Below are 24,545 nucleotides of genomic sequence, written 5' to 3'. Positions count from 1 at the left end.
CCCGCCCCTAGTTAATCTTGACCAAAGAACCGGCCAGTTTGATCATACTGCCCGACACATCGACCAAACTGCCTGAAACTTTGACCTGCGTGCCATCAAGTTTGATCTGCGTTGACGACAGTTTTATCGCACTGGGAGTCAGTTCCAGCGTTGATCCCCCGCAAACCAGTTTGATCGAGGACGTGGCCGTCATGGTGATTTTCTGATTTGATGTGACATCCACCTTACCATCCACTGTCAGCTTGTCATTCGATGCGATTGTGGTGGTCCGTCCGCCGGTTTCCACCGCCAGTGTGTATTCCCCATCACTGATGGTTTTTTCAAAATCGGTTTGGACTGTCTCCGTCAGATTGCCCTCTCCGCCGGTTACACCATACTCTCGAACTGTATTGCGCCAGACGGATTGGGTATAATCCCCGTCATCTTTGGTGCCGTCCCCGATCTTTACATCCGCGTTGTTCTTGATGATCTGGAAATAGTCCTTTTCAGACTGCATCCGGATGTATTCTTCGTCTTTCTTCTCCTCCAGAACGAATTCGTGTTTGGCGTTGGTGTCCTCGTTTTGGTGGGTGTCGCTGACCAGTCCGATCTGGGTTTTGTTTTCCGGCAAGGTAAACGGTGTGGTCTGCTGGTCGTTATAAACGCTGCCCACAATCAGGGGCCGGTCCGGATCGCCTTCTAGGAACTGGACGACCACCTCTTGGCCGATCCGTGGAATGTGGATCATCCCCCAGTTTTTACCCGCAATCGGGGTGGCAACCCGAATGAAACAAGAGGATTTCTCGTCATCTTTGCCTTCACGGTCCCAGAAGAACTGAACCTTTACGCGGCCGTGTTTATCCGTATAAATTTCATCGCCCTTGGGCCCAACGACCACAGCGGTTTGTATCCCGTGGATGATCGGCCAAGGCACTGTTGAAACCGGCACATAAGCGATCTTTGCATCCTGCGCGGTAAGCTCAATCGTCTGGGATTCAATCAGCGCTGCGGGGTCATATTTACCGCTGCGGGATTTCTCGCGCCATTCGTCCGTTTGCTCTATGCGAAGTTTCTGTTTGAGCGTCAGAACCAGATATTCTTTATTCTGCGCACGGGCGGGATGATCTTTTAGAGTAAACTTCGCAGCCGGTGTCATGGCTTTGACAATCCCCTGCCCCCAAACACGGTTCTTGCCCGCGATGATCGCTTCCATCCGGCGACGTGCACGTTTGGTGCCAATCGTGCTAACGTCAAAACGGCCCGGATAATCGAACACTTCCAGCTTTTCCGCATCGTGATTGCGGGTGCCGGTCAACTTGGTTTTAGACTTGGTGAAATCGTAGTCATCCAGCGTGACTTTATCCGTATCTACGCGGTGGCCATCCTTCCAGTTGTCGATGTAATCAATCTCAGAGCGTTGCCCCGCCTCTTTATCGATCATCTCAATATTGGGATCACCAGCAATCGGCGACAGCGTGGCGCTGTCATCACGGATGGTCAGTTGGTCCTTGCCTGAACTGTAATCAAAGTAGAAAAACCGACCCTCTTCCTCTAGGAGCCGGCGAACAAAGTGCCAGTCGCTTTCACGATATTGAACGCAGTATTCGCGGACCGGCGGTGTTTCACTGACAGTCCAGCTGTGATCACTGAAACCAGCGTCACGCAGCACTTCCTTTACGATTTCATCGGCGTTCTTTTCCTGAAATATCCGGCAGTTAGACGTGCGGGTCAACAGCCAAGGCCAAGCCCGCAGGCGGACCCTGTAGTGGGCGTATGTGCCAAACCCCATGCCCGCAGACATGCCAAGGAAGGTGCATTCGACACAGGTGCCAAACCACTTGCGCACACCGGATTCCAGATCCATTTCAAGCGTAAAAGACTTAGCCAGAAAGTCCTTGCTCTCCAGGTCCGGTTTCTCGGCGAGAAACTCCACAGAGAAATCGCTCAGCTGGTCGATGCCTTCGCTGATGTCAGCCGAAAGCATATAGAGATCGCATTTCTGGCCTTCGCATTTCACCCGTTGCGAACGGCCCTCAATTGGCAGTGGATCGGCCATTGTCATCTCCTTTCCGGCGCTGGCACAGTCCCACCCGCCGGTGCATCTTCATTCAGAGATCCGCCAGCAGGGCTGCCAGATCCTCATCCATTTCTTCATCGTCATCATCGTCGGCGCTGTCGTCATCATCGTCGTCGTCAAAGCCTGCCAGCAGGTCATCCAGATCACCGTCATCCCCGAGGTCCAGATCAAGATCATCGCTGTCATTGTCATCGTCCAGATCAAGCCCGAGATCAAAGTCGTCGTCATCGCCGCCAAGATCAAAATCATCGTCGTTCCCGTCGAGCCCGAGATCGAAGTCGTCATCCTCTGCGTCGCCGTCCGCGTCCGCATCCCCCGTGCCCGAAGCCCCGCTCGGTGCGGCTTTGGCCATACCGGCCCCAAGTGCGACACCGGTGCGCGATTGTATTTTTCCTGATTGCAGCAACTTGGCTTCCTCACCAGACCACAGTCCCAGCAATTCGCCGCCCCCAAGCCCGTTGAAAGAGCCGAGCCGCACCACATTTTGCCCCTGTATCGACAGAACCGGAAGATAGCCGCGCTGGACGGTTTCTGTTGACATGCGCACATTGATCAATCGTTCGGTTGAAGGCAGCGCCACCTGATCGCCGTATTGGTCCAGCATGTAGTGAAACGGCATATCATCCAGCGTCATAATAGAGCCGAGCGACATCTCCGCCCCCTGCTGCGCCAGTGTTTGCGCTAGCAGGATCGCCACCAGCGTGGCCGGATTGCCCATCAAAAGCGACCGCATCCCTTCGCGGGTGTTAAATTCCTCATAGGCGAAAGGCTCCACCGGTTCGGTCTTTTTGCCATAGGGCATCCGCAACAGGAACCGCGGTGTGGCAAGCGCGATGTATTTCGCCTCCGGTGTCTCCCGCAGGGCCGCCCAAGTCTTGGCGATCAACGGGTGCAGATCTTCGGCTTTGGTGTTCAGATACCCCGCTCCCATCGCCGCGATAAAAGGCGCATCCATCTGGGCGCTGATTTTGGACATCCGCGCCAGCAGTTCCGCATGGGGCGGCGTTTCTTCAAAAGTGTAAAGTCCCAGCACGGCGGCCAGCGGTCCCTGATCCTCGCTCAGGCGGGGGCGTTCCACCAACATATCATAAAGCGCGCTTTCGCCCAGATCCTCATGGGCGGCCAGATCGGCGGCAAATTCTTCGACCGCCACATCATAAAGCACCAGTTCCAGATGGCTGCCCGTTTCAATCCGGCGTGCAAGCATATCAAGCGTGCGCCAGTTCGCCTCTACCGCCTGAAAATCCGGATGGTGCAAGATGGAAGACATCGCCGCGCCCAGCGCCCGATCTATTGCGTCCAGCAGGCTGTCCTGCCCGCTGTCAGGTGCCGCCACGATAAACGGTGCGACGATCCGCTGGATCATTTCGTCAATCCCAGTCGGCTCCGGCTTGGGCGCAGCTTCGGCCCCGATAAGGGCTGCAAATTCGCTCACCTGTAGGGAGGCATTGGCCGCCGCCCCTTTGGCCCGCCCCTTGCGCGCCAGTTTGAAGTCCCCGAAGGCACCGCCCCATTCCTGCAGCTTCGCTGTCAAACTGTCGAGATTGCTGCCTCGTTTCACCTGTGTGCGCAGGCTCGACAGTTCGGCGAACAGTTCCACATTGTCATACAGTTCATCGGGGTGCAGATCGTCGATCTCCCCTAGTTCCACCTCGATGGCAGAGCCGTCCTTGCCCACGGGCAACGTCAGCGTTGTTGCAAAACGGGCGATGACATCTTCTACGGTATCAATGTCAAACTTGATCGCCTTGCGACCGGCAAGCTCCACACCGCCTTGCAATTCGCCCTTATTCGCACGCCCCGAGAAATCTCCTAGGATCGCGATCCGCATCTTGCGCCGGTCGCCCGGATTGATCTGGGGTTTGGGCGCAGTCATCTTGCCAAACGCCGGATTATAAGGCGCTTTTGCCGCTGTCGCATCTGCTTGCATTTCTGTCGCCTCCTCCTCTGTATCATCCGCATCAGGGGTTTGATCGTCGTCCTCATCCAAATCCGCCAACAACCCATCAAGATCATCATCGTCGCCGTCTTCGGACAAAAGATCGTCCAGATCGGTGTTGTCATCGCTATCTGCCAGCAAGGCGTCTAAGTCTGTCTCGTCGTCATCGTCCCCCAGCAGATCATCCAACTCAGGATCATCTTCATCTTCGCCGAGGAGATCATCCAGATCGGGGGCTTCATCGTCATCTGCCAGCAAGGCATCGAGATCAGTGTCGTCTTCGCCATCCCCCATCAGATCGTCCAACTGAGGATCATCTTCATCTTCGCCTAGAAGGTCATCCAAATCGGGCTCGTCATCGTCCCCTCCCAGAAAGGTGTCCAAATCTGTCTCGTCGTCATCATCCCCCAGCAGATCATCCAAGTCAGGGTTATCGCCTTCTGCCAGCAGGGCATCGAGATCTGTGTCGTCTTCATCCTCACTGCTATCCTCAGGAAAATCAGTGCTCTGCGTCACATCTGCAAGCAATTCATCCAGATCGCTGCCGTCTTCAACGTCATCCCCAGACGCATCTTCTGCAACGTCAGCCAAAAGTGCATCCAGATCGTCCCCCTCCGTATCCTCTTCATCTGCGGGCAACTCATCCGCCATATCCGACAGGAGGTCATCCGCAGAGGTATCTTCCTCCACCTCATCAAGCGCCTCTGCTGACAAACTATCCAGCAGAGCATCGTTGCTGTCGTCCTCCTCCGCTTCAGGCGCATTCTCCGCTACATCCGCGAGCAGGCTGTCCAAGTCCTCCCCCGTATTCTCCTCATCCTCAGTCAGTTCATCCGCCATATCGGACAGGAGGTCGTCCACAGAGGTATCGTCCTCCACCTCATCAGGTGCCTCTGCCGACAAGCTTTCTAGCAAGGCATCACTGCTGTGGTCCTCTTCTACATCAGGCGCACTCTCAGCTACATCCGCGAGCAGGCTGTCCAAGTCCTCTCCTGTATCCCCCTCATCCTCAGTCAGTCCTTCCGCCATATCGGACAGGAGATCATCTACAGAGGTATCGTCCTCCACCTCCTCAGGTGCATCTGCCGACAAGCTTTCTAGCAAGGCATCACTGCTGTGGTCCTCCTCCACTTCAGGCGCACTCTCAGCTACATCCGCGAGCAGGCTGTCCAAGTCCTCTCCTGTATCCCCCTCATCCTCAGTCAGTCCTTCCGCCATATCAGACAGGAGGTCGTCCACAGAGGTATCGTCCTCCACCTCATCAGGTGCCTCTGCCGACAAACTATCCAGCAGAGCATCGCTGCTGTCGTCCTCCTCCACTTCAGGCGCACTCTCCGCTACATCCGCAAGCAGGCTGTCCAAGTCCTCCTCCGTATCCCCTTCATCGGCGGGCAGTTCATCCGCCATATCGGACAGGAGGTCATCTACAGAGGTATCGTCTTCCACCTCATCAGGTGCCTCTGCCGACAGGCTGTCCAACAGCGCGTCCGTTTTGTCTTCGCTTTCTTCTTCCGGTACGCCTTGAGCGGCCACATCTGACAGAATCCCGCCCACGTCGTCAGACTGTTCTTGGGGTTCAGGGGCGCTGGCGGCCATATCGGCGAGCAGTTCGGACGTGCTGTTGTCCGCTTCAGCCTCTAAGGGCGCAGAGGCGGCCATGTTGGCGAGCACATCGGCTGCGGCGTCCACTTCTTCCACATCCTCCGGTGCGCCTGCCGCCATAGATGCAAGCACATCGGCGGTTGTATCTGCCTCCTCTCGCGCAATAGGTGTCGCCGCGAGTCCGGCGAGCACCGCGTCGGTCTTATCCTCCACCCCTACTGGCGCAGTGTCAGCAGCCGCTTTCATTGCAGACAGGATACCGTCCACTTCGCCAGAGCCGCCCTCTACCGCTTCGCCAGCCAGTAGCGCGCGAAAGCTGGTGGGGTCTTGCAGCAGGGACAGGATCATATCCTCTGCCCTTGTCTTGCCGTCCATGTAGGTCATCAGGTTTGAAAGCTGCGTGCGGGCATCAAGCAGCTTTTTCAGCGGTTCGATCTTGCTGGCAATCGCAGCCGGTGAAAAATCCTCCATCCGCTCGAATGTCAGGTCAACGGGCAGATTGCCTTCGCCTGTCAGGGTGTTGGGCACCGAAAACACCGCGCGGGGCTTCATCGCTTTCATGCGGCTGTCGAAATTATCGACATCCACCTCAAGGAACTTGCGATCCTCAACGCTACCTTGCGCGATCTCGGAAGCCCCCGACAGGTCTGCCATGATCCCCATAACGAAAGGAAGCTGAACCTTTTTCTCCGCGCCGTACACCTCTACGTCATATTCAATCTGAACACGGGGGGCGCGATTGCGGGCAATGAACTTCTGACTATCCGCCATTTTTACTGTCCCCTTCGGCTTTGAGTGCCGTAAGCTGCTGCTGGATCTCTACCAGTTGTTCCTGCACGCGGGCGTTGCCTTCGGACACCACCCCCATGATGCGTTCCAGTTCGGCGTCCTGTTCCTCTTCCACGGCGGCTTGCATGGTGTTGACCAACAAACCGATAAACAGGTTGAGAACCGCAAAAGCGGTGCAGATGATGAAAGGAACGAAAAAGGCCCAAGCGTAGGGGTGCGCTTCCATCACGGGGCGCACGATCCCCATAGACCAGCTTTCCAGCGTCATGATCTGGAACAGCGAATAAAGCGATGCCCCGACCGATCCGAACCACTGCGGAAAGGTTTCACCATAGAGCATGGTGGCCATGACCGCGAAAATATAAAAGACGATAGAGAGCAGGATCACCACAGCCCCCATGCCCGGCATCGCATCCAGCAGCGCCTTGATCACGTCCCGCATCTGGGGCACCGCCGAAAGCACCCGCATCGCGCGGATCACCCGCAAACCGCGCAGCACCCGCAGGCTGTCAGACGCCGGAATGAGCGAAACCGCCACAATCGCAAGATCAAAGATGTTCCATGCCGATAGGAAGAAACGCCACCCGTAGGCATAAAGCTTCAATGCCATTTCAATAACGAAGATGACGATCACCAGATCGTCAAACAAAGCCAGCACCCCGCCCGTTTCTGCAACAATCCGATCAGACGTAGCAAGGCCGAGTGTAATCGCGTTCAGGATGATGATAACGAGAATGAACTTTGTCACAGCCGGCTGTTCAAGCCAAGCCACCAGCTTTTGCCGGTGCGTGCGCCTGTTGGGTTCTGTTGAAGTATACAGCATTCGAAGGTTCAATCTTGTAAGAATATTCAAGGTGACGGCACCCCGCTGGCGCCGCCACCGATTTGCTTAGCCCAGCTTTTTCAAAACGCCGTTCAGCTTTTTGGTCAGATCAAAAAGACCTTTGCCGCCAGTAACGACAGATTGAGCAAACTCCTGATGATCGCCTGCGAATTTCAATACGCCAGTCACTTTGTCACTGGTAAACTCGCCAGTTTTGTCCAACCGCAACAACTGCGCTTTCACTTCGGTCTTCAGCTTTGCAAAGGCCTTCAGCTTTTCGTCAAACTTTTCCGCAATCCGTTCTGTCCGGCCAGCCATCTCCTTGGCTTTCATCGCTTCCGCAGAGACCGATTTATTGGGATGGGAAGCCATTTTATCCCAATGCTCTTTGGCATCGGCAGCCGCCGCTATGGCCTTGAGGTTTTCCTTCCGCATCAGGATGAAGCGGGCCTCGGCGGCGTCCAGATGCTTATTCAGAGACTTGACGTGCGCTTTGGTGCCACCCATCAACAGCTTGACCTTCTCTTTGGGGCCCAGCTTGCGATATTCGGCGGCTTTCTTCTTTTTAATCTGGTAGTCGATCGCCTTTTCAATGGCATCGACATCCTTCTTTATCTTGTCAAGAAACCCCTGATAGGCGTTGTATTCCTTAGCTATTATCTGGCCGCTTTTGACCAGGGCCGAAACCCCTGTGGCAATCATACCGATCACCACCCCCGCGGTGATGCCTGCTGCTAAAGGTGCGGCCAATCCGGCGGTCGCGATAGAAATGGCTGCCGCAGCCACAACGATCAGAACCAGCACAACAATCTTAAGAACGACTTTCGCTTTCTTGCGGTTCAGCTTTTTCTTAAGCTTCTTTTCCATATAGGCGTAGACGTTTTCGATACATTCTTCCGCCAGCTTGGGAACCTCTACATTCCGCCAGACATCTACGCCTTGCTGGATCATCTGGTTTGCAACTTTTACCGCCGCATCCATGTCTTTGGGGGGCTTTTTCTTCCAGTCCTTCTCGGTTCCCTCCATGGCCGACTTAATCGCTTTTTCCCGCGCCGCCGCCAGCTTGGCAAATCCCTTCGTGAACAGCTTCTTGAAAGCCTCCACAAGCAGCTTTGTTTCTGTCGGGGTTTCACCTTCAGGTAACACATGGTTCAGTTCATATTCGCATTTCGGCTTTTGAAACAAAGAACCTTTATATCCGATCTTCAGACTGCCTTTGGATGATATCGTCGCCATTGGTCTCTCTCCCTGAGATTAAGAGGTTTTAGAAATGTACTTGTTACCCAAATTCGTACGTAAACTCGTCTCCGTCTGTGCTGACATTCACTGTTTTGACGTCTTCTCCCGCCATCATTTTGCGCAGGAACTCTCCTGACACTGCAGGGAGCAAGCTGTTGGTCAGGATCGCATCAATCATCCGTCCGCCGCTCTCTACTTCCTGACAGCGGGACACGATCAGATCGACCACCTTGTCGTCATAATTGAACGGTACCCCGTGGGTGTCCCTGATCCGTTTGACCACGCGGTTCAGTTGCAATTTGGTGATCTCGCCTATCATGTCAGGGCTAAGCGGGAAGTAGGGAATTGTAACAATCCGCCCGAGCAGTGCCGCCGGAAACACCTTCAGCAGCGGCTCGCGCAGCGCTTTGGCAATACCTTCGGGTTCGGGCATCAGATCAGGGTCTTTGCACATATCCATAATCAGATCGCTACCCGCATTTGAAGTCAGCAGGATCAGCGTATTCTTAAAGTCGATTGTGCGGCCCTCGCCGTCTTCCATCACGCCTTTGTCGAACACCTGAAAGAAGATCTCGTGTACATCCGAATGGGCTTTCTCCACCTCGTCGAGCAGCACAACGGAATAGGGTTTGCGCCGCACCGCTTCGGTCAGGATGCCGCCCTCGCCGTAGCCCACATACCCCGGAGGCGCGCCTTTCAGGGTGCTGACTGTATGGCTCTCCTGAAACTCCGACATGTTGATGGTGATCATATTCGCCTCACCGCCATAAAGGGTTTCGGCAATGGCGATGGCGGTTTCGGTTTTGCCCACACCACTGGTGCCTGCCAACATAAACACCCCGATAGGTTTGCTGGGGTTGTCGAGGCCCGCACGCGCGGTTTGCACCCGTTTGGCGATCATCTCCATCGCGTGATCCTGTCCGATCACCCGTTTCTTCAGCGCATCGGCAAGATTTAGAACGGTGTTAATCTCGTCCTTGACCATGCGACCCACCGGAATACCCGTCCAGTCCCCGACCACGCTGGCCACCGCCTGTTCATCCACAATCGGCAGGATCAGGGGATTTTCGCCCTGAACCTCGCGCAATTCAGCATCTTTGGCTTTCAGATCGGTCAGCAAAACAGCTCGTTCGGCCTCGCTCATCTCGCTGCCTTCGGGCACCTCTGCGGCCTCTTCGCCTTCCACCGCGCCGCCATCGCCCCGCAGGGTGGCCCGCAGGTAAAGAATATCATCCACAATCTTCTTTTCCGCCTGCCAACGCTCTGTCAGCCCTTCGAGCCGGTCTGTTTCAGCGTTCAGCTTCTCTTGCGCCTCGGTCTCGCGGTCCCCCACATCATATCCGGCGGATTTCTCTCGCCCGATGATACCCAGTTCGGTTTCCAGCGCGGCGATCCGCTTTTGGGAGTCCTCAACCTCGGCAGGTGTCGCATGTTGCGAAATGCCGACCCGTGCACAGGCGGTGTCAATCAGGCTGACCGACTTATCCGGCAACTGGCGCGCCGGAATATAGCGCGCTGAAAGCTGCACGGCTGCCTCGATCCCTTCGTCAAGCACCTGAACGCGGTGGTGTTTTTCCAACATCCCGACAATGCCCCGCATCATCAGGATCGCCTTTTCAACGCTGGGCTCATCTACCTTCACAACCTGAAAACGCCGTGTCAGGGCGGGGTCTTTTTCGATGTGTTTCTTATACTCGGCCCACGTGGTGGCCCCGATGGTGCGCAACTCCCCCCGTGCGAGCGCCGGTTTCAACAGGTTCGCCGCATCGCCTGTCCCCGCCGCGCCGCCTGCCCCGACAAGGGTGTGGGTTTCGTCAATAAACATAATGATCGGCGTGGTAGAGGACTGAACCTCTTCAATCACCTGCTTCAGACGGTTTTCAAATTCGCCCTTAATACTAGCCCCGGCTTGCAGCGCGGCCACATCCAGTTCCAGCAAACGCGCGCCCTGCAACATTGGCGGCACGTCCCCTTTTGCGATGCGCAAGGCAAAGCCTTCAACCACGGCGGTTTTGCCGACACCCGCTTCCCCCGTCAGGATCGGATTGTTCTGACGACGGCGCATCAGGATGTCGATCAACTGGCGGATTTCCTCATCCCGTCCGACGATCTGGTCGATCTCTCCACTGGCGGCCTGTTCGGTGAGATCCTTACAATATTGCTGCAAAGCCTCTTCCTTGCCCATCGCCGCAGGGGCCATCGCATCCGAGGCTTCGCCGGGCTGTGCGCCCGCCCCCGCCCCGATGCCAGTCCCATCCTGTGGCGACAGTCCGTCTTCGGGCGAGCCGCTGGTTATGTCTTGGAAATCATCCAGCAGATCATCGGGCTTCACCTTTTTAAACTCGTCGCTCATCCCGTTTAAAACACTGCGCAGCGCAGGAGTTTTAACCATCCCGAGGATCAAATGCCCCGTGCGAACCTGCGGGCTTTTATGTGCCAGAGATGCGTAAACCCACGCCCGTTCCACAGCATTTTCCAGATGTTCGGACAGATCGGAGATAGACGATGCACCACGGGGCAAGGCATCCAACGCGGCCGTCATATCCTTAGCCACTTTTGCCGGTTCCAGATCATAATGCTGGATAATCCGGTGCAGATCGCTGTCCTGTCCCTGCAAAATCTGATGCATCCAATGGACCAGCTCTACATATGGATTGCCGCGCATTTTGCAGAACACAGTGGCGCTTTCGATCCCCTGATAACCAAGTTTGTTCAGTTTGCCAAAAAGGGCAACACGGCTGATCTCTGACATAATTCAATTCCTTCCCTGAAACGGATCTTAATTGTCCGCGTGCGTACTATCTTCTTGAAACGGTTACATATAAATCATCCAATGGCCGGTCCTGTGGCGGGGTTCCCGCCCATGTGGTCCAACCCAATTCCCCTTGTTCACCCAGCTTAACCTGCGGCGCCTGCCCGGCGGCGAGCACGAGGTTTACATCCCAGTCGAGCACCTCGCCAATATAGTTGCGCACCACAGCCGCCAGCCGGTAGAGACTGATCCCGCCGGGTAGCAGGCGTTTGTACTCCTCAAGATCCAGCGGGCCGATCCGGATGCGGAACTTGGCTTGCCGCGACCAGACCCGATTGCCAAGGGATGTCCCCTGCCCAAGCCCGCCCGCAGGGGTTTCCACGCCGAGTTGCCACTGATCGTCCGGTTCCAGTTCAAGCCAACTGCCCACGAAGCTTTCAATCGTGACCGGTACGCGAAAGAACACAGCGATCATCGCCAGCAGGCCCTCTTCGTTCTTTGCACCGTTGGACAACCGCCCCGCAAAGCGCAGCTTGGCCAGATCGGGCATGGCATCGCGGTCGGCAAAAGCGTCGCCCATCATGCCGGACAGGGCAGAAATACGGTTGGCAAACGGGTCATCTTCGGGGCGATCAAAGCTCGCCGCCGGTTCGGCGCTGGCCCATGCGCGGTAAAACAGGCTGATCAGGCGGTGGTGGAACATATCGGCAAAACCGGCGAAAGTGTGGTCCCGCGCATTGTGTTCGCGCTCCCTTGCATATTCGGTAATGTGCAGCGGCAAGGGACCGTTTGGCCCGAAAACGCCAAACAGATAGCTCGACAATTCCGCCGGTCCGCCCCCCTTGCCTGTGGTGCGGAAGTTTTCAACGGTCGAGGGCGCAAAGGCCATATCCACCTTTTGCTTCAGCCGCACTTTATCCTGACGCGGGCGTTTGGAATTGCCCAGTCGCGGCGCACTGCGATAGCTTGCTTCAATCAGACGCAACGCCTGAAAAAAGTTGAATTTTCTGGGATCGTCGGTCAGCTCCGCAAGGCGGCTCAGATCATCCGACGCCTCCCGCTCTTGGCGCTCCATCGGGCGATCTCTCCTCTTTCGGTGCCGCTGATCACGGTTTCAGTAAAACTGTTCAGCGACACATAACTTGCAAAAAACTGTTCCAGCACCGCGCCCAACAGATAAACGCCGGTGCCTTCAAAATAACTTTCGTCAAAGGTGATTTTCACCTCCAACCCGCGCACGGCGGTAGACAAAACCTCATCCGCCATACGCCGCACGATGGGGCGGGACTGAACGCCCGCGACCCCTTCAAGCTGCTTGGCGAGGGTGCGATCCCCTTTCGGCGTATAAATCCCCAGAAGTTCCCGCAAACCCGCCGCCGCCGAGCCGCGGTCCGCGTCATCCATCGACAGGTAGTTCAGGCTAAGGTGGCTGATCAGCCGCCACGCCGCACTGCCATCCACCGCCGGTGAGGATTTTGGAGCTGAAATCGGCGAAACCGCTTTGATACCGTCCACCGGACCACCATCCGTCATATCAAAATCCGAACCGCCGCCGCCGGTTTGCAACAGCATCGGCAAATCGCGATTGGTACACAGCGCACGGATTGCCAGTTGTTCCAGCTTACCGGAATACGGGGCCTCGCTGCGATCAACGAGGCTTAGAAACACATCTGTCCCCAGATAAGACGTGCGCGTGCCTTTCAGCTTCTGGCTTTCGGAACGCTGCCGGAACCGTCTGCGCATGGCGTAGTAGGCTTCGTGGTTTTCCCCTGCCGCTGTGTAATCATCCGCGCTGTAAAACGGTCTGAAATCAATGTCATCGCTGTCGTCGCTTTTGATACCATCCACATCCAGAATGGTATGAATCTCAAAATCCATCGGGGCCGTGCGGTCTACGACGACAAAATGGTCGGCGTCCTTGCGCTGCACATGAACGCGGTCACAGCGCATTTCCAACAGGTTGATCGCAGGCGTGCAATAAAGTGCGAAATTCTCCGGTGTCAGCGTTTGTTGCAGCGCGGGCTGGCTGTCTTTCAGCAGGATATAAAGGTCAATCTCGTTTTCTTCGCAGTTCGCCATAATCCGCGATAATCCTGCAAGACGAGAGAAAAAGAACCGCTGTGGGAGCGAGAAATACTCTTGCAACAGGCGATAGCCGTCAAAGGACTGGCCGGGGAATGGCAGCAAGGATTCCTCGGGGGTGAAGCCCATTTGCTCCACTTTCGCCTCACGGGGGGCGACGGTCCAGTCATCACGACGGTTCACCGAGCGGCCCATGATCCCGATACTGTCGCGCATCAGATGTTCATAAAGTGCCCAAGGGGTGCGGTCCTGTCCCGGCAGATGCAGGTCGAGATGCTCCACCCCGAGCGTGTTCAGTTTTGTCCCAGAAGGCGCCTTCAACCGCAGCCGGATCGCACCGCGCGCGGCATTGCCTTCACCAAAACCGGCGGCGACAACCTCTCCGCGGCTGGCGAAATACTGCACTTCGGTGATTTTCAGCGGCCAGAGGTCCACATCATGGGCGGTGCGAAACTCGCAAGCAGTTTGATCCCCCTCCCGCAAAGGCGCACGCATTTTGGTGCCCCGTTTCATTGTATATTTCTCGCTCAGCCCTGCCTCGGGGGAAAACTGTGCGATGAACATGGCCGGCACGGGTGACAGGTAATGGGGGTAGATGATTTCCAGAAGATGCTGGGTGAATTGCGGGTAGCGCATGTCCAGCTCAAGCTGGATACGCGAGGTCAGAAAGGCAAAGCTTTCGATCAGGCGTTCCACATAGGGATCGTTGATTTCAATCCCGTCCATCCCCAAACGACCGGCGATTTTTGGATAGGCCTGCGCAAATTCCGCGCCCATTTCACGCACAAAGGCCAGTTCGGTTTCATAGTGTTTGAGAAGCCGTGTATCCATGCCGCTACATCACCTTATCAATGACAAGATCACCGTCCGCCACGTCCAGTCGCGTGCGCAGGTACAGTTCCAGCGGAACGGGCGTGGCCCACAGCTCTCCGCGGATGTCCATTGTGATCTGGCTGTCTGCCGCATCCGGTGTCGCTTTGGCGGCTGTCACCTCCAGCGTGCCGGGGATGATCCGGGGTTCCAGCGCGTAGATTGCTTCCTTGATAGAGGATTCGAGCGTTTTGGCGTCTGTCTGCAACACCTTGCGACCGGCAATATCGCTGATCCCGAAATTCAGGGTGGACCGCGCCGCATGGGGATAACGGGCAGGATCAATGAAATCTTCGTTGTTGGCGGTATTCAGCAACCAGCCAAGATCCCGCAGGATGATATCGCGCAACCGGCGCACATCGATATAACGCTCTGCCGCGCTGTCTTTTTGCTCGGTCGGGGATTTGTCGGTCAACCGGTCCAGCAAGGAGGGTTGCAAACGCTCGCGATCGGAAAGCTCAGCCCGCGCCATCGCTGCCCCCTGCTGCCGAAAGGGAAATACTGCGCAGGTCCATTAGGGCAAGGTCTGCGTCGTTCGTTGCAAACAGGCGCTGGCCGATGCCGAGATAGGTTTCATCGCCCGCATCAATCCAATCGGTTTCCCGCGCCAGCATGATCCCTGCCCGTCCCGATTGGGCCGAACCGGGATAGCGGGTCGGGATGAACCCCACCACGTCGCCACCATTGGCCCAAGTGATTTCCACAGGGGTCCAGACCTTGTCCCGCAGATCGCTTGGATCATCGAAAGTCATCCGCTTGATCGTGGAAAACGGCGCCCAGTAATAGCGCCCGTTCATCACCAGTTCCAGCATCGGACCAAGGCGCATATCTGCATCGGCGATCCACTCAAACGGGGTGCCATCGGCTTCGCCGCTCTGGCTTGGGGCGGCGGAAAAGGCCTCGTTGCGCAAGCTGGCGGCCTGCGCCGTATCGCCCTTGGCCAACAGGCCCAAAGACTGGATCATCAGCGCCACCCATTGCGCCGGTTCCCCAAACACCAGCGGTGCGGTTTCCCCTGCAAACACCTTTTCGCGCACCATTTCACAGGCAATCGCCTCGCGGTAGGATTGCACCATCGTCATGGTATCGGGGGCCATTTCACCGCAAACCTTAAGCTGGGTCAGCGCCCGATCCCATTCACCACGCACACACAGCATCTGGAACAGGAACACCCGCAACTTGCTGTCGGCTGGGTCTTTGCGAATACTGGCGGTCAGGGCGTCATAGGCCGCATCCAGATTGCCCGCCTTCAAATGGTCGATTGCGTCGCTCATGAAAAATCCCGGTTTTACAAAATTCAGGTAGAGGAAAGGCCACCAAAGCCGCCTTCCCCAGTCTGTTCCGGTCCGCAGAAATAGCGCGCCGGAGGCAAGAGCATTTACTTGCCAGGTTTGCCCATGACGGCTTCGTTGGTGGTCTGGTTCCATTCCACAGCACCGCCAGCTTCCAGCTTGCCTGTCATGTCCTGCTTCATGTAGTCGATCTTAATGCCGGCAAAGGCCACAACCACGTTGTCCACAAAGGATTCATCCCCGTCCGAACCGGACCATTTCACGCTTTCGATCACCACGTTAATCATCTGGACGTGTACGAACTCGCCGCCTGAATCAGATGCGCCGCCACCGCCGCCTTTGCGCAGAGAGAGATGCAACTCGGGGATGTGGTCCCCGGTACAGGCCGCCAGAACCATGTCACAGGAGGCTGTGTCCATATTCTTGGAGAATTCAAACCGATCCAGCTGGACCCGACCGGAACCAAGACCGCCCGAGGACGAACCTACGTTCACTTGGTTTTCCACGCCAAAGGAAAAGTCGATCAGGTCGAAGCCGTTCTTTTCTTTAACAGTTTTGTCGTTGGTTTCACCCTTGATGGCTTTTTTACCACCAACAAACCATGCATATGCGTCAATCATCTTGAATTCCTCCTAGGAATTTAAAGTTAAGTTTCATTAATATTCTGGGTGGTGGCACAGGGCCTTTTCAGGCCCCGAGCCGCCGGGGGGTCATCAGCCCTTCTCGGAGGGCAGTTTTGAGACCAGTCGTAAGGACACAGAAAGCCCTTCCAGCTGGTAATGGGGCCGCAGGAAAAACTTGGAGGTGTAATAGCCGGGGTTGCCCTCGACCTCTTCCACCACCACTTGCGCTGCGGCCAGTGGACGCTCGGCTTTGGTTGCTTCGGACGAAATTTCCGGAGTCATATCAACGTAATTGCTGATCCATTTTTGCAGCCAGGCTTCCATATCCCCACGTTCCTTGAAGGAACCGACCTTATCGCGCACGATACATTTCAGATAATGCGCAAAGCGGCAGGTGGAGAAGAGATAGGGCAAACGCGCACCAAGGTTTGCGTTGGCCGTTGCATCCGGATCGTCATATTCCGCCGGTTTGTGCAGGGATTGAGCACCTATAAAGGCCGCCATATCGCTGTTTTTCCGGTGGATCAGAGGCATCAGGCCGTTCTTTGCCAGCTCTGATTCACGACGGTCCGAGATTGCAATTTCCGTCGGGCATTTCATATCCACGCCGCCATCGTCAGACGGGAAGGTATGGGTTGGCAGGCTTTCCACCGCACCACCCGATTCAATGCCGCGAATACGGGTACACCAGCCATAATGCTTGAACGACCGCGTGATGTTCGTTGCCATCCCGTAGGCCGCATTGACCCAGGAATAATGCCCGCTGTCAGCGCCCTCGGTGTCTTCCTCAAAGGCAAATTCTTCGACCGGATCGGTCTTTTCACCGTAAGGATGCCGACCGAGGAAACGGGGCATGGCAAGGGCAAGGTACTGGCTGTCCTCGCTTTCGCGCAGAGATCGCCATGCCGCGTATTCTGGCGTGGAAAAGATCTTGGTCAGATCGCGGGGATTGGCCAGTTCGCTCCAACTGTCCATTTGCATCAGGGACGGCTCTGCCCCTGTGATGAACGGCGCATGGCTGGCGGCGGCGACTTTGGCCATTTCGGTCAACAGTTGCACATCCGGTGGCGAGTGATCGAAGTGATAGTCCCCCACAAGACAGCCGTAAGGCTCTCCGCCGAACTGTCCGTATTCCTCTTCATACAGCTTTTTGAAGATCGGGGACTGATCCCAAGCCGCACCTTTGAATTTCTTCAGCGTCTTGCCGAGATCCTTCTTTGATACGTTTAACACACGGATTTTCAGCATCTCGTCTGTTTCGGTGTTGTTCACCAGATAATGCAACCCACGCCAGCTGCTTTCCAGCTTCTGGAATTCTTCGTTATGGATGATCTCATTCACCTGCGCGGTCAGGGTTTTGTCGAGTTCGGCAATAATCGCCTCGATCGAGCGCAGGGCGTCGTCTGACACCAGCCCCGTATTGACAAGCGCCTGTTCTGCCAGTGTTTTAACCGCTTCTTCAACAGCCGTTTTAGCCGTGTCGGATTTGGGGCGGAACTCTTTTTGCAACAGGGATGCGAATTCGTCGTTGGCAAATACCGTACTGCCGGACTGGCCTTCGACTTGTGCTTCTGCTTCAGCCATCTTTATTCCTCCCCTGCATCATCTTTTTGTTTGGGCGCAGCGCTTAGCGCTTTCATCAATGCCGGGTCCTGAATGATCTTGGCCATCAGGTCTTCGGCACCGGTTTTCCCATCCATATAGGTCATCAGATTGGAAAGCTGGGTACGCGCATCGAGCAGCTTTTTCAGCGGCTCCACCTTGCTGGCAATCGCCGCAGGGCTGAAATCATCCATGCTTTCAAAGGTGATATCCACCGCCATATTGCCTTCGCCGGTCAGCGTGTTCGGTACGGTAAAGGCCGCGCGAGGCTTCATGGATTTCATCCGGTCGTCGAAATTATCCACGTCCACTTCAAGGAATTTGCGGTCCGCCACTGCAGGAAGCGGCTCTTCCGATTTGCCGGACAGATCGGCCATCACGCCCATCACAAACGGCAATTGCACTTTCTTTTCAGCGCCGTAGACCTCTACATCATATTCGATCTGGACGCGGGGGGCCCGATTCCGGGCGATAAATTTCTGGCTGTCTGCCATAAGAGCCGTCTCCTCTGTTATTAATTTTTCCGGTGCCGTTCGGTCCGGCATCTGATTTCACTTGGGGTCTTAAAAAATCTATTCGTATTCATCCGAGGACAGGCCACCAATGGTTGCCACCTCTGCTATGCCGCTTGACGCCATATCTTTCATAATCGTAATAAAATCCGCCGAAACCAATCGTTTGGCCCGCTTCAAGAAAATCGGAACCGGACTGGACGGTTCGTTCCGCGCGTAATATTCCAGCATCAGGTCAATCGCGCGCAGCACGTCGTTTGTAGAGTTGATTCCGCTGACACCCGCACCAGCCGCAGGGGCACCGCCAGCTTGGGACGCTTCGCCCTCTTCGCCGTCGCTCAATGCACCGTCTTCGGCAACCGGCGCCGCTTCCCCGAGACATTCGGCAATTACGGCCTGTCCGGTTTTCAACAGCACCTGAAGCGGTGCAAAATCCGGTCCCTGTCCGGGCACATGTTCCGCAAGGATCGCGTCAATCGCAGCCGTGTGCTCCAACGCCGCCCCGATGCTTTGGCGGATTTCGGTCATTTCCTCTTCCGGCGTGTCCTTCAAGGCCGCACCGACCGCCGCCATATCCGGCGGGTTTTCCATATCGCTTGGCGCTACGATTTCACCCTTGGCAACAGAGACATGGCGCAGGGAAAACCGCCCCATCATTTTGCTGTCGCTCAGCGGAGCGCGGCGCAACTGGCGCAAGACCGTGGCATCATCCACCAGCCCCACCAACGCATTCACCCGTTCCGTCGGATCGTTGTCATCATCCGCATCAAGCTGCGGGTGAACCGTGTCCCAGTGGTCTTGCAAGGCACGTCTTATATAGTCGAGCACCTGTGCGAAGTAGGGATAGCCGTTCCGGTTCAGTCCGGCCTCTGCCAGATAGACCGCAATCCGCAAATCCATCGTCTGCTCCAGCAGCGCCTCGCCAAGCTTTACCACTTCGGCGTAATCCGCATCTTCAGCGTCGATAACCTTGTCGCCGACCTGCTGTTCGCCCTTCGCTGTCGCCGCAATAGCGAGATCCGAGAAGGCTGCGTCATATTCCAGATCCGGGCCCGAGGGCGCATCTCCGTCAAATCCCGCCAGCAGTGTGTCCAAATCCAAACTCACGTCTTTAACCCTTAAAACATTAGAGTAAGCCACGTTTAGAGTGCCGTATTAATTAGCTGGTATTCAAGAAAACTTGGCTTATTAGTTACTTATGAGATACTTAGTAAATTAACTAAAAGCGTAGTTGCCTTTGGGGAACCGCGCAAGAATTAATCGCCAAAACAGTGATTTTCGCGACACTTTCTTTTACTTTTCAATCGGAAGGCAGTTTATCAACTTGACAACTTGGCAAGTAAATAACCTCGCATTATAAATAAATTAGATGGGTATTTACCCGATAGGGATCAAGCCGGACACCGGTGCTAGGATCATTAGATGAAATGGGCGTTTGTAATCACGTTGCTGGTTCTTGCTGTGCTAACGGCACCGGTGGGCTGGTATTTTGCCCAAACCCTCTCGCGCACGGATGACGCCCAAAAAATTGCTGCACTCGAAGAACAACTGGCGGTTCAGGCGCAAAAGTCCAAAGACCTTACGATTGATTTGAACGCTCTGGCGTCGCGCGTGACCTTATTGGAAGAAACCGGCGTGGCGGAGCCAGTGATCCAGTCTTTTGCCGATCCGACAGAAGAGAGAACAGATTCACTTGCAGACAGTTTTGCGCAAGTGGTTCTGATTGCGGACCGGCGTGAGGTGAACAAAGGCCTGTCTAATTCCGGTTCGTCCTATCTCAAGAAACTTTTCGGCCTGCCCCGCCCCGACCTGAGCGAGGCCTGCCAATCCATGACCAATCCGCTGCTTAAGGATTTGGTCAAAACCGAAAGTGTCGGTCCGATCCGTGTTACAATGATCGAACCGGCGATTCTGTCTTTGCGACAGGTGTTTCGCAACGTGAAAATATTCGAACCGGAGTTATATGCGCGGATCAACACGGCTGGTTCTTTGTGCGTGCGCCACATTCGGGGACGCGCGGGATCTGTGTCCACCCATGCCTACGGGCTGTCGGTTGATCTCAATATCGACGGCAAGCTTGATACACTTGGGGATGGAAAGACCCAGCTCGGCCTTATCCTGCTCGCGGATTTTTTTAATAAAGAGGGCTGGTATTGGGGGGCAAGCTTTGGGCGAGAAGACTCTATGCACTTTCAGGTTTCCAAAGAGAAAATCAATCAATGGCTCCGTCAGGGGTTGATCCGCACCAAATAGTCGTGGAAGGTTAAAGGGTTCGTCGGCAGTATCTGCCCTCAATTATTACTGAACGTGTCTTTGCTGACAAACTTTGTGGAATAAATTTTATTTAGTGGAAGTCGCCAGATGTTTCTGTGTCGTAAATCTATTGCTATGCTGTGTCTGCTGTACGCCAGCGGATCCGGCGTTGTTGCGCAAAGCGTTAGTTCCACCGCATTTGACACGGTGGAAGAGGCAATCACCGCGCTTGGCACGCAAACCTATCAAACAATTCGCGCCAGCTACACCGAGACTGCAAGCGCGACCTTTACCTTCGCCGCCCCAAGCGAAACGCTGACCCTGCGCTATCGGCAGGACAACACCAGCGTGGCGTTGCGGGATGACAACGGTGAATTGATCTCGCGGTTTGATGGGGGCACCCGTTCCGAAAGCGAGGCACTTCTGGCCCAATTCCTCAGAGAGCGTTACGCCAGCGACCCAGAAGCGTTGAAGCTGACCGTTGCCAATACGCCGGGCGATCCGGTCGCGGGCAATCCGGTGTCTTTGATGGCGCGCATGGCAGATGCCAGCTTCACGTCGGGCACTGATGTCGGCCCTTCCCCCCTGACGGGGGGCAGCCGCGCACGGGGCACGGCGAGCTACAACCACTTGGGCATTTCGCTGCAAACGGGGCGGTATTCCGGAACGGGGTTCTCGGCCAATGTCACTTCGCTGCCGCTCAGTTTTGCGATGCCGCTGGATGATCCGCGCTGGGCGATCAAAATTAACGCCCCTCTCAGCTTTTCGACGATCAACGGAGAGGACTACGTTTCCGGCTCTGTCGGGGTTGGTTTGCGGATGCCGGTTACAGACAATTGGGCGGTGACGCCCGAAGTGCGGATCGGGGCACTGCGCGACAGCAGTCGCGGTCTGACCACACGACTGGCAAATGTTTCGCTGATGTCCAACTACCGCGTAGATATGCGCAACGGTTACGGTTTGGTGTTTGGGAACGCGCTGACCTACTCAACATCGCTTGGCTCCGGTAACAGCGGCTATGATCTGTCCAATACGATCAACAAGAACGGGGTGGAATTGTCCGGCCCCTTCCAGCGCAGTCTTTACGGTTTACCCACCAGCTGGCAGTTTTCACTGGTCCACACCAAAGTGGGCGGCACCCCCACCTATATTGACGAATGGACCGATGTGTCCCTGTCTCTTGGCACGATCGGGTCCAAGAACGGCGTGACGTGGGACAGTGTGCGTGTCGGACTGACCTACACCCACGCAAATCGCGGTGTGCGCGGGCTGAACATCAACTTCGGGTATGAGTTCTAGGAGATGGCTATGACGTTTCCCTTAACCAGAAAAACCGCGTTGGCCCTGCCCCTCCTTGCGCTGATGCTAGCACTTTTGCTTGCTGCACCGTTGTTTGCTAAGGAACGGGTGGCCCTGCTGATCGGCAACAGCCGATATGACAACTCCGCACTATCCCTGAAGAACCCCGCCAATGACGTGGCTGCAATGGCCCAAAGGCTTGCCGCGCTTGGGTTTGTGGTGATCTCGGCGCAGGATGCGTCGCGCACCGATATGGACCGCGCGCTCGGCGCGTTTGAACGGCAGTTGAAAGGCGCAGAACTCGGCCTGTTCTTTTACGCCGGACACGGCAGTCAGGCGGGGGGCGAGAATTTCCTGCTGGCAACGGATTTTCAAGGCACAACATCCGCTGCGGTGAAGCAGTACTCCCTAACGCTCGGTCGGGTGCGTGATGCCTTTGCCAACGCGAAGCCCGATGCAGGGATTGTGATTCTCGATGCCTGCCGTGACAATCCTCTGGCGATCACGCTGGATCAATCGGGCAAGCCTGTCGGGCTGGCACGGGCGAAATCAGCCACCGGACTGCTGGTAGCCTATGCCACTGATCCGGGCAATGTGGCGTTTGAGGGGACTGGCAATAATTCCATCTTCACAACCGCGCTGTTGAAACACATCAACGAACCCGGACTGGACGTGCGTCTGATGTTTGGTCGGGTGCGTCAGGATGTGGTGCTGCGCACCCGCGGCGCACAGGTGCCGTGGGTTGAGGAAAGCCTGATTGGCGAATTTTCCATGAACCCGTCGATGGCATCCGGCGGGCGCGAGGCGATGATCGCGCGCGATATCGAAATGTGGCGCAGTGTCAGCAGCGAGACCACGCCGCAGGCCTATCAAACCTATCTCGACGCCTTTCCAAGCGGCATGTTCAGGGATTTTGCCACCCAGCGGATCGCACGGCTTAGCTATTCGGCCAATCTGTCACAAGAAGAAAAACCCCTTAAGGTGGCCGAGCTGGATGTGACCAGCGACACCAGCAAAATCGCCGCCGCGCTGGGCATTCTCGGCTTTGCCCCGCAAAGCCGCAGCGCGCCGGATATTGAGGAACTGGAACTGGCCGCCGCCGCCTATCGCGCGTCCCTTGGTAAGGAGGCGGCGCTCACGCAGGACAACCTGTTCGCCGATGCCTCGCGTTTGTTGCTTTATCTCGGGGGCAATGTGGGCAAGCAAATTCAAGTGGACATCGCCGCCCTTTCAAGCATTGACCAAACGCTAATCGTTGCGCGGGATGCCTACGACGAACTGGAACAGGTGGCCGCCGGAGACGAAAACGCCAAGCCCATCCTTGAACAGGCCCGCGCCGATATTGCCGCGATCGAACGCGCCCAAACCGAGGTGCTGTCTCAACTGGATCAGGAACGGGCCTATTACGAAGAACTGATGGCGCAAGCCAACGCGAATTTCCCCGACTATATGGTCGAACGCACCATCGGGATTGCGGTGACACGCTCTGCCCCTGTGGATGACGAGAAGCTCGCCAGTCGTGCCAAACTGTTCCTTAAACATGTCAATCAGGCAGCCGATGCCGAAACCCAAGGATCCTATCAATGGCTTTCCGATTTCCTGCCACAAAGCTGATCGCAGGCGCCCTGACACCACTGCTGTTTCTGGGCCTGTCCGCCTGTGCAGTCTCGCCCAACGATCCGATGGGCGGGCAGCGGGCGTTCAGCTGGCAGCCTGAAACAGCCGAAGAAAAGGCCCTGCGCCATAAGGCCGAAGCGTTGCAGGCCACGGTGGGCGAAGGCGGCATGGCCGGATTTGCCGTAGGTGCCCTGATCGGCGGCTTGACCGGCGGGATGCAAGGCGCGTTTGCGGGGGCGCGGCTGGGCCGCTTCATCGGCGCGGCTTCGGGTGTTTACGTGCGCGGCCTGCAAGAAGATTTCGCCAACCGCGAGGCACAGCTCAACCAGCTTGCGGCTGATCTGGAAGCCAACAACCGCGATCTGGAAAGCGCCATTGCCACCATGCGCGCCGTTCTTGGCCAACAACGCGCGCGGCTGGCAGCGGCGCGGGCGTCTGGGAACGGCATTGCCATCCGGCAGGCGCAGGAACAGGCATCCGGAAATCTGGCCGTTATGAACAAGGCGATTGAAGCCGCGGTCCAGCGGCAGAACGTATTTGGAGAGGCGCGCTCCCTCCTCGCCGTGGACAGCGCCCAAAGCGGTGCCACCGCCCCTGCCGCTGAACGGTATTCCGCGCTGTCGGATCGCATTTCGGCCATGCGCTCCATCGCGACAACGCTGGTTTCGGAGATCTGATATGCCCCAACACGCCCCATCTTTCCGAACCGGCCACCGCACCAGGGTTCTGCGCGGCCTGTCCCTTGGGGCAGCGCTGTTGCTGACAACCGCCTGCGCCCAGCGGGGCGATCTGGATGATCCGGCCTACGGCGGTTTCTTCAACGGGATCGAAAACGTCTCTGACGGCACCTATGACGCAAGGATCGCCACCCGCGAAGAACGGGTCGCCGCCTTGCAACTTCGCCAGCAACGCCTGCTGGCAGAACGCAACTCCCTGTCCCGACAGGTTTCCGCCCATCAAAACGCGCTGGCGCGGTTGCAGCAGGACATCATCGTTTCCAAAATCCGCATCGGTGAACAGAACATAGCGCCGGCCACGCAGGCGCGGATTTCAGCCGCGCTCAGCCCGCCGCCTTCGGGCCAAAGCGATGCCGAAAGGCTCGCCAATCTGCAAAAGACCATCGCAGACACCCGAAAACTGGCCGAAACACTGGCGAAACTTGCAGGATGAAGCCGCTTTACGCTAATAATTTCAA

General features: G+C 56.4%; 18 protein-coding genes and 1 pseudogene. 5 read left to right on the top strand and 14 right to left on the bottom strand.

The window, feature by feature from the left end; genetic code table 11:
- Positions 1–7: 7 nt before the first annotated feature.
- The 14 genes and pseudogenes from IEX10_RS04210 to tssA form a co-directional block, all read right to left on the bottom strand.
- On the bottom strand, positions 8–2,035 hold the full coding sequence (locus tag IEX10_RS04210) for a type VI secretion system Vgr family protein (RefSeq protein WP_188671186.1): 2,028 nt from the start codon (positions 2,033–2,035) through the stop codon (positions 8–10).
- A gap of 52 nt (positions 2,036–2,087) precedes the next feature.
- Positions 2,088–5,213, bottom strand: a complete 3,126-nt coding sequence (locus tag IEX10_RS20175; RefSeq protein ID WP_373287422.1) for a type VI secretion system contractile sheath domain-containing protein — start codon at positions 5,211–5,213, stop codon at positions 2,088–2,090.
- 681 nt (positions 5,214–5,894) lie between these two features.
- Positions 5,895–6,368 (bottom strand): annotated as a pseudogene (gene tssB, locus IEX10_RS19955) (type VI secretion system contractile sheath small subunit); the annotation flags it as partial.
- A complete protein-coding gene (locus IEX10_RS04200) occupies positions 6,358–7,209 on the bottom strand; it encodes an ion transporter (protein ID WP_188671182.1) in 852 nt (283 codons plus the stop codon). The gene IEX10_RS04200 and the pseudogene tssB (IEX10_RS19955), both read right to left, overlap by 11 nt.
- Positions 7,210–7,275: 66 nt before the next feature.
- The gene (locus IEX10_RS04195) at positions 7,276–8,445 is read right to left on the bottom strand and encodes a hypothetical protein (protein ID WP_188671180.1); all 1,170 of its coding nucleotides are present in this window, start codon (positions 8,443–8,445) and stop codon (positions 7,276–7,278) included.
- A 43-nt stretch (positions 8,446–8,488) separates the two neighbouring features.
- Entirely contained in the window at positions 8,489–11,200 is a 2,712-nt protein-coding gene (gene tssH, locus IEX10_RS04190; protein ID WP_188671178.1) for a type VI secretion system ATPase TssH, read from the bottom strand.
- Positions 11,201–11,246: 46 nt separating this feature from the next.
- Positions 11,247–12,275: a type VI secretion system baseplate subunit TssG gene (tssG, locus tag IEX10_RS04185; RefSeq protein WP_188671176.1), complete on the bottom strand. Its 1,029-nt coding sequence runs from the start codon at positions 12,273–12,275 to the stop codon at positions 11,247–11,249.
- Positions 12,239–14,113, bottom strand: a complete 1,875-nt coding sequence (gene tssF / locus IEX10_RS04180; RefSeq protein WP_188671173.1) for a type VI secretion system baseplate subunit TssF — start codon at positions 14,111–14,113, stop codon at positions 12,239–12,241. The genes tssG and tssF overlap by 37 nt, the downstream gene beginning before the upstream one ends.
- 4 nt (positions 14,114–14,117) lie before the next feature.
- The gene (gene tssE, locus IEX10_RS04175) at positions 14,118–14,624 is read right to left on the bottom strand and encodes a type VI secretion system baseplate subunit TssE (protein WP_188671171.1); all 507 of its coding nucleotides are present in this window, start codon (positions 14,622–14,624) and stop codon (positions 14,118–14,120) included.
- Entirely contained in the window at positions 14,611–15,426 is an 816-nt protein-coding gene (locus IEX10_RS04170) for a type VI secretion system accessory protein TagJ (RefSeq protein ID WP_188671169.1), read from the bottom strand. Before IEX10_RS04170 ends, tssE begins: the two co-directional genes overlap by 14 nt.
- A 104-nt stretch (positions 15,427–15,530) precedes the next feature.
- Positions 15,531–16,064, bottom strand: coding sequence for a type VI secretion system tube protein Hcp (locus tag IEX10_RS04165; RefSeq protein WP_188671167.1), 534 nt, complete (start codon positions 16,062–16,064; stop codon positions 15,531–15,533).
- A 93-nt stretch (positions 16,065–16,157) separates the two neighbouring features.
- Positions 16,158–17,651 (bottom strand): type VI secretion system contractile sheath large subunit, encoded by a 1,494-nt coding sequence (gene tssC / locus IEX10_RS04160; protein WP_188671165.1) that lies wholly within the window; start codon positions 17,649–17,651, stop codon positions 16,158–16,160.
- Between the two features lie 2 nt (positions 17,652–17,653).
- Positions 17,654–18,163, bottom strand: a complete 510-nt coding sequence (gene tssB / locus IEX10_RS04155; protein WP_101656443.1) for a type VI secretion system contractile sheath small subunit — start codon at positions 18,161–18,163, stop codon at positions 17,654–17,656.
- Between the two features lie 78 nt (positions 18,164–18,241).
- Positions 18,242–19,288 carry a type VI secretion system protein TssA gene (gene tssA, locus IEX10_RS04150; protein WP_229678415.1) on the bottom strand — a complete coding sequence of 349 codons (1,047 nt, stop codon included), beginning with the start codon at positions 19,286–19,288 and terminating at the stop codon, positions 18,242–18,244.
- Between the two features lie 315 nt (positions 19,289–19,603).
- On the opposite strand from tssA, the gene IEX10_RS04145 reads away from it, so the two are divergent.
- The 5 genes from IEX10_RS04145 to IEX10_RS04125 all read left to right on the top strand — a co-directional run bounded on the left by IEX10_RS04145 (position 19,604) and on the right by IEX10_RS04125 (position 24,520).
- On the top strand, positions 19,604–20,434 hold the full coding sequence (locus IEX10_RS04145) for a M15 family metallopeptidase (RefSeq protein ID WP_188671163.1): 831 nt from the start codon (positions 19,604–19,606) through the stop codon (positions 20,432–20,434).
- A 108-nt stretch (positions 20,435–20,542) separates the two neighbouring features.
- The gene (locus IEX10_RS04140) at positions 20,543–21,733 is read left to right on the top strand and encodes a hypothetical protein (RefSeq protein ID WP_188671161.1); all 1,191 of its coding nucleotides are present in this window, start codon (positions 20,543–20,545) and stop codon (positions 21,731–21,733) included.
- A 9-nt stretch (positions 21,734–21,742) separates the two neighbouring features.
- Entirely contained in the window at positions 21,743–23,347 is a 1,605-nt protein-coding gene (locus tag IEX10_RS04135) for a caspase family protein (RefSeq protein ID WP_188671159.1), read from the top strand.
- Positions 23,317–24,027: a hypothetical protein gene (locus IEX10_RS04130; RefSeq protein ID WP_188671156.1), complete on the top strand. Its 711-nt coding sequence runs from the start codon at positions 23,317–23,319 to the stop codon at positions 24,025–24,027. Before IEX10_RS04135 ends, IEX10_RS04130 begins: the two co-directional genes overlap by 31 nt.
- 1 nt (position 24,028) lies before the next feature.
- Positions 24,029–24,520, top strand: a complete 492-nt coding sequence (locus IEX10_RS04125) for a hypothetical protein (RefSeq protein WP_188671154.1) — start codon at positions 24,029–24,031, stop codon at positions 24,518–24,520.
- Positions 24,521–24,545 lie beyond the last annotated feature (25 nt).

Source organism: Neptunicoccus cionae, from assembly GCF_014643735.1.
Classification (GTDB): domain Bacteria; phylum Pseudomonadota; class Alphaproteobacteria; order Rhodobacterales; family Rhodobacteraceae; genus Amylibacter; species Amylibacter cionae.
This window is presented reverse-complemented; position numbering and strand designations above follow the sequence as displayed.

Coding starts and splice junctions, on each gene's coding strand:
- IEX10_RS04210 (WP_188671186.1), bottom strand. CDS start 2,035: ATGGCCGATCCACTGCCAATTGAGGGCCGTTCGCAACGGGTGAAATGC.
- IEX10_RS20175 (WP_373287422.1), bottom strand. CDS start 5,213: ATGGCGGAAGGACTGACTGAGGATGAGGGGGATACAGGAGAGGACTTG.
- IEX10_RS04200 (WP_188671182.1), bottom strand. CDS start 7,209: ATGCTGTATACTTCAACAGAACCCAACAGGCGCACGCACCGGCAAAAG.
- IEX10_RS04195 (WP_188671180.1), bottom strand. CDS start 8,445: ATGGCGACGATATCATCCAAAGGCAGTCTGAAGATCGGATATAAAGGT.
- tssH (WP_188671178.1), bottom strand. CDS start 11,200: ATGTCAGAGATCAGCCGTGTTGCCCTTTTTGGCAAACTGAACAAACTT.
- tssG (WP_188671176.1), bottom strand. CDS start 12,275: ATGGAGCGCCAAGAGCGGGAGGCGTCGGATGATCTGAGCCGCCTTGCG.
- tssF (WP_188671173.1), bottom strand. CDS start 14,113: ATGGATACACGGCTTCTCAAACACTATGAAACCGAACTGGCCTTTGTG.
- tssE (WP_188671171.1), bottom strand. CDS start 14,624: ATGGCGCGGGCTGAGCTTTCCGATCGCGAGCGTTTGCAACCCTCCTTG.
- IEX10_RS04170 (WP_188671169.1), bottom strand. CDS start 15,426: ATGAGCGACGCAATCGACCATTTGAAGGCGGGCAATCTGGATGCGGCC.
- IEX10_RS04165 (WP_188671167.1), bottom strand. CDS start 16,064: ATGATTGACGCATATGCATGGTTTGTTGGTGGTAAAAAAGCCATCAAG.
- tssC (WP_188671165.1), bottom strand. CDS start 17,651: ATGGCTGAAGCAGAAGCACAAGTCGAAGGCCAGTCCGGCAGTACGGTA.
- tssB (WP_101656443.1), bottom strand. CDS start 18,163: ATGGCAGACAGCCAGAAATTTATCGCCCGGAATCGGGCCCCCCGCGTC.
- IEX10_RS04145 (WP_188671163.1), top strand. CDS start 19,604: ATGAAATGGGCGTTTGTAATCACGTTGCTGGTTCTTGCTGTGCTAACG.
- IEX10_RS04140 (WP_188671161.1), top strand. CDS start 20,543: ATGTTTCTGTGTCGTAAATCTATTGCTATGCTGTGTCTGCTGTACGCC.
- IEX10_RS04135 (WP_188671159.1), top strand. CDS start 21,743: ATGACGTTTCCCTTAACCAGAAAAACCGCGTTGGCCCTGCCCCTCCTT.
- IEX10_RS04130 (WP_188671156.1), top strand. CDS start 23,317: ATGGCTTTCCGATTTCCTGCCACAAAGCTGATCGCAGGCGCCCTGACA.
- IEX10_RS04125 (WP_188671154.1), top strand. CDS start 24,029: ATGCCCCAACACGCCCCATCTTTCCGAACCGGCCACCGCACCAGGGTT.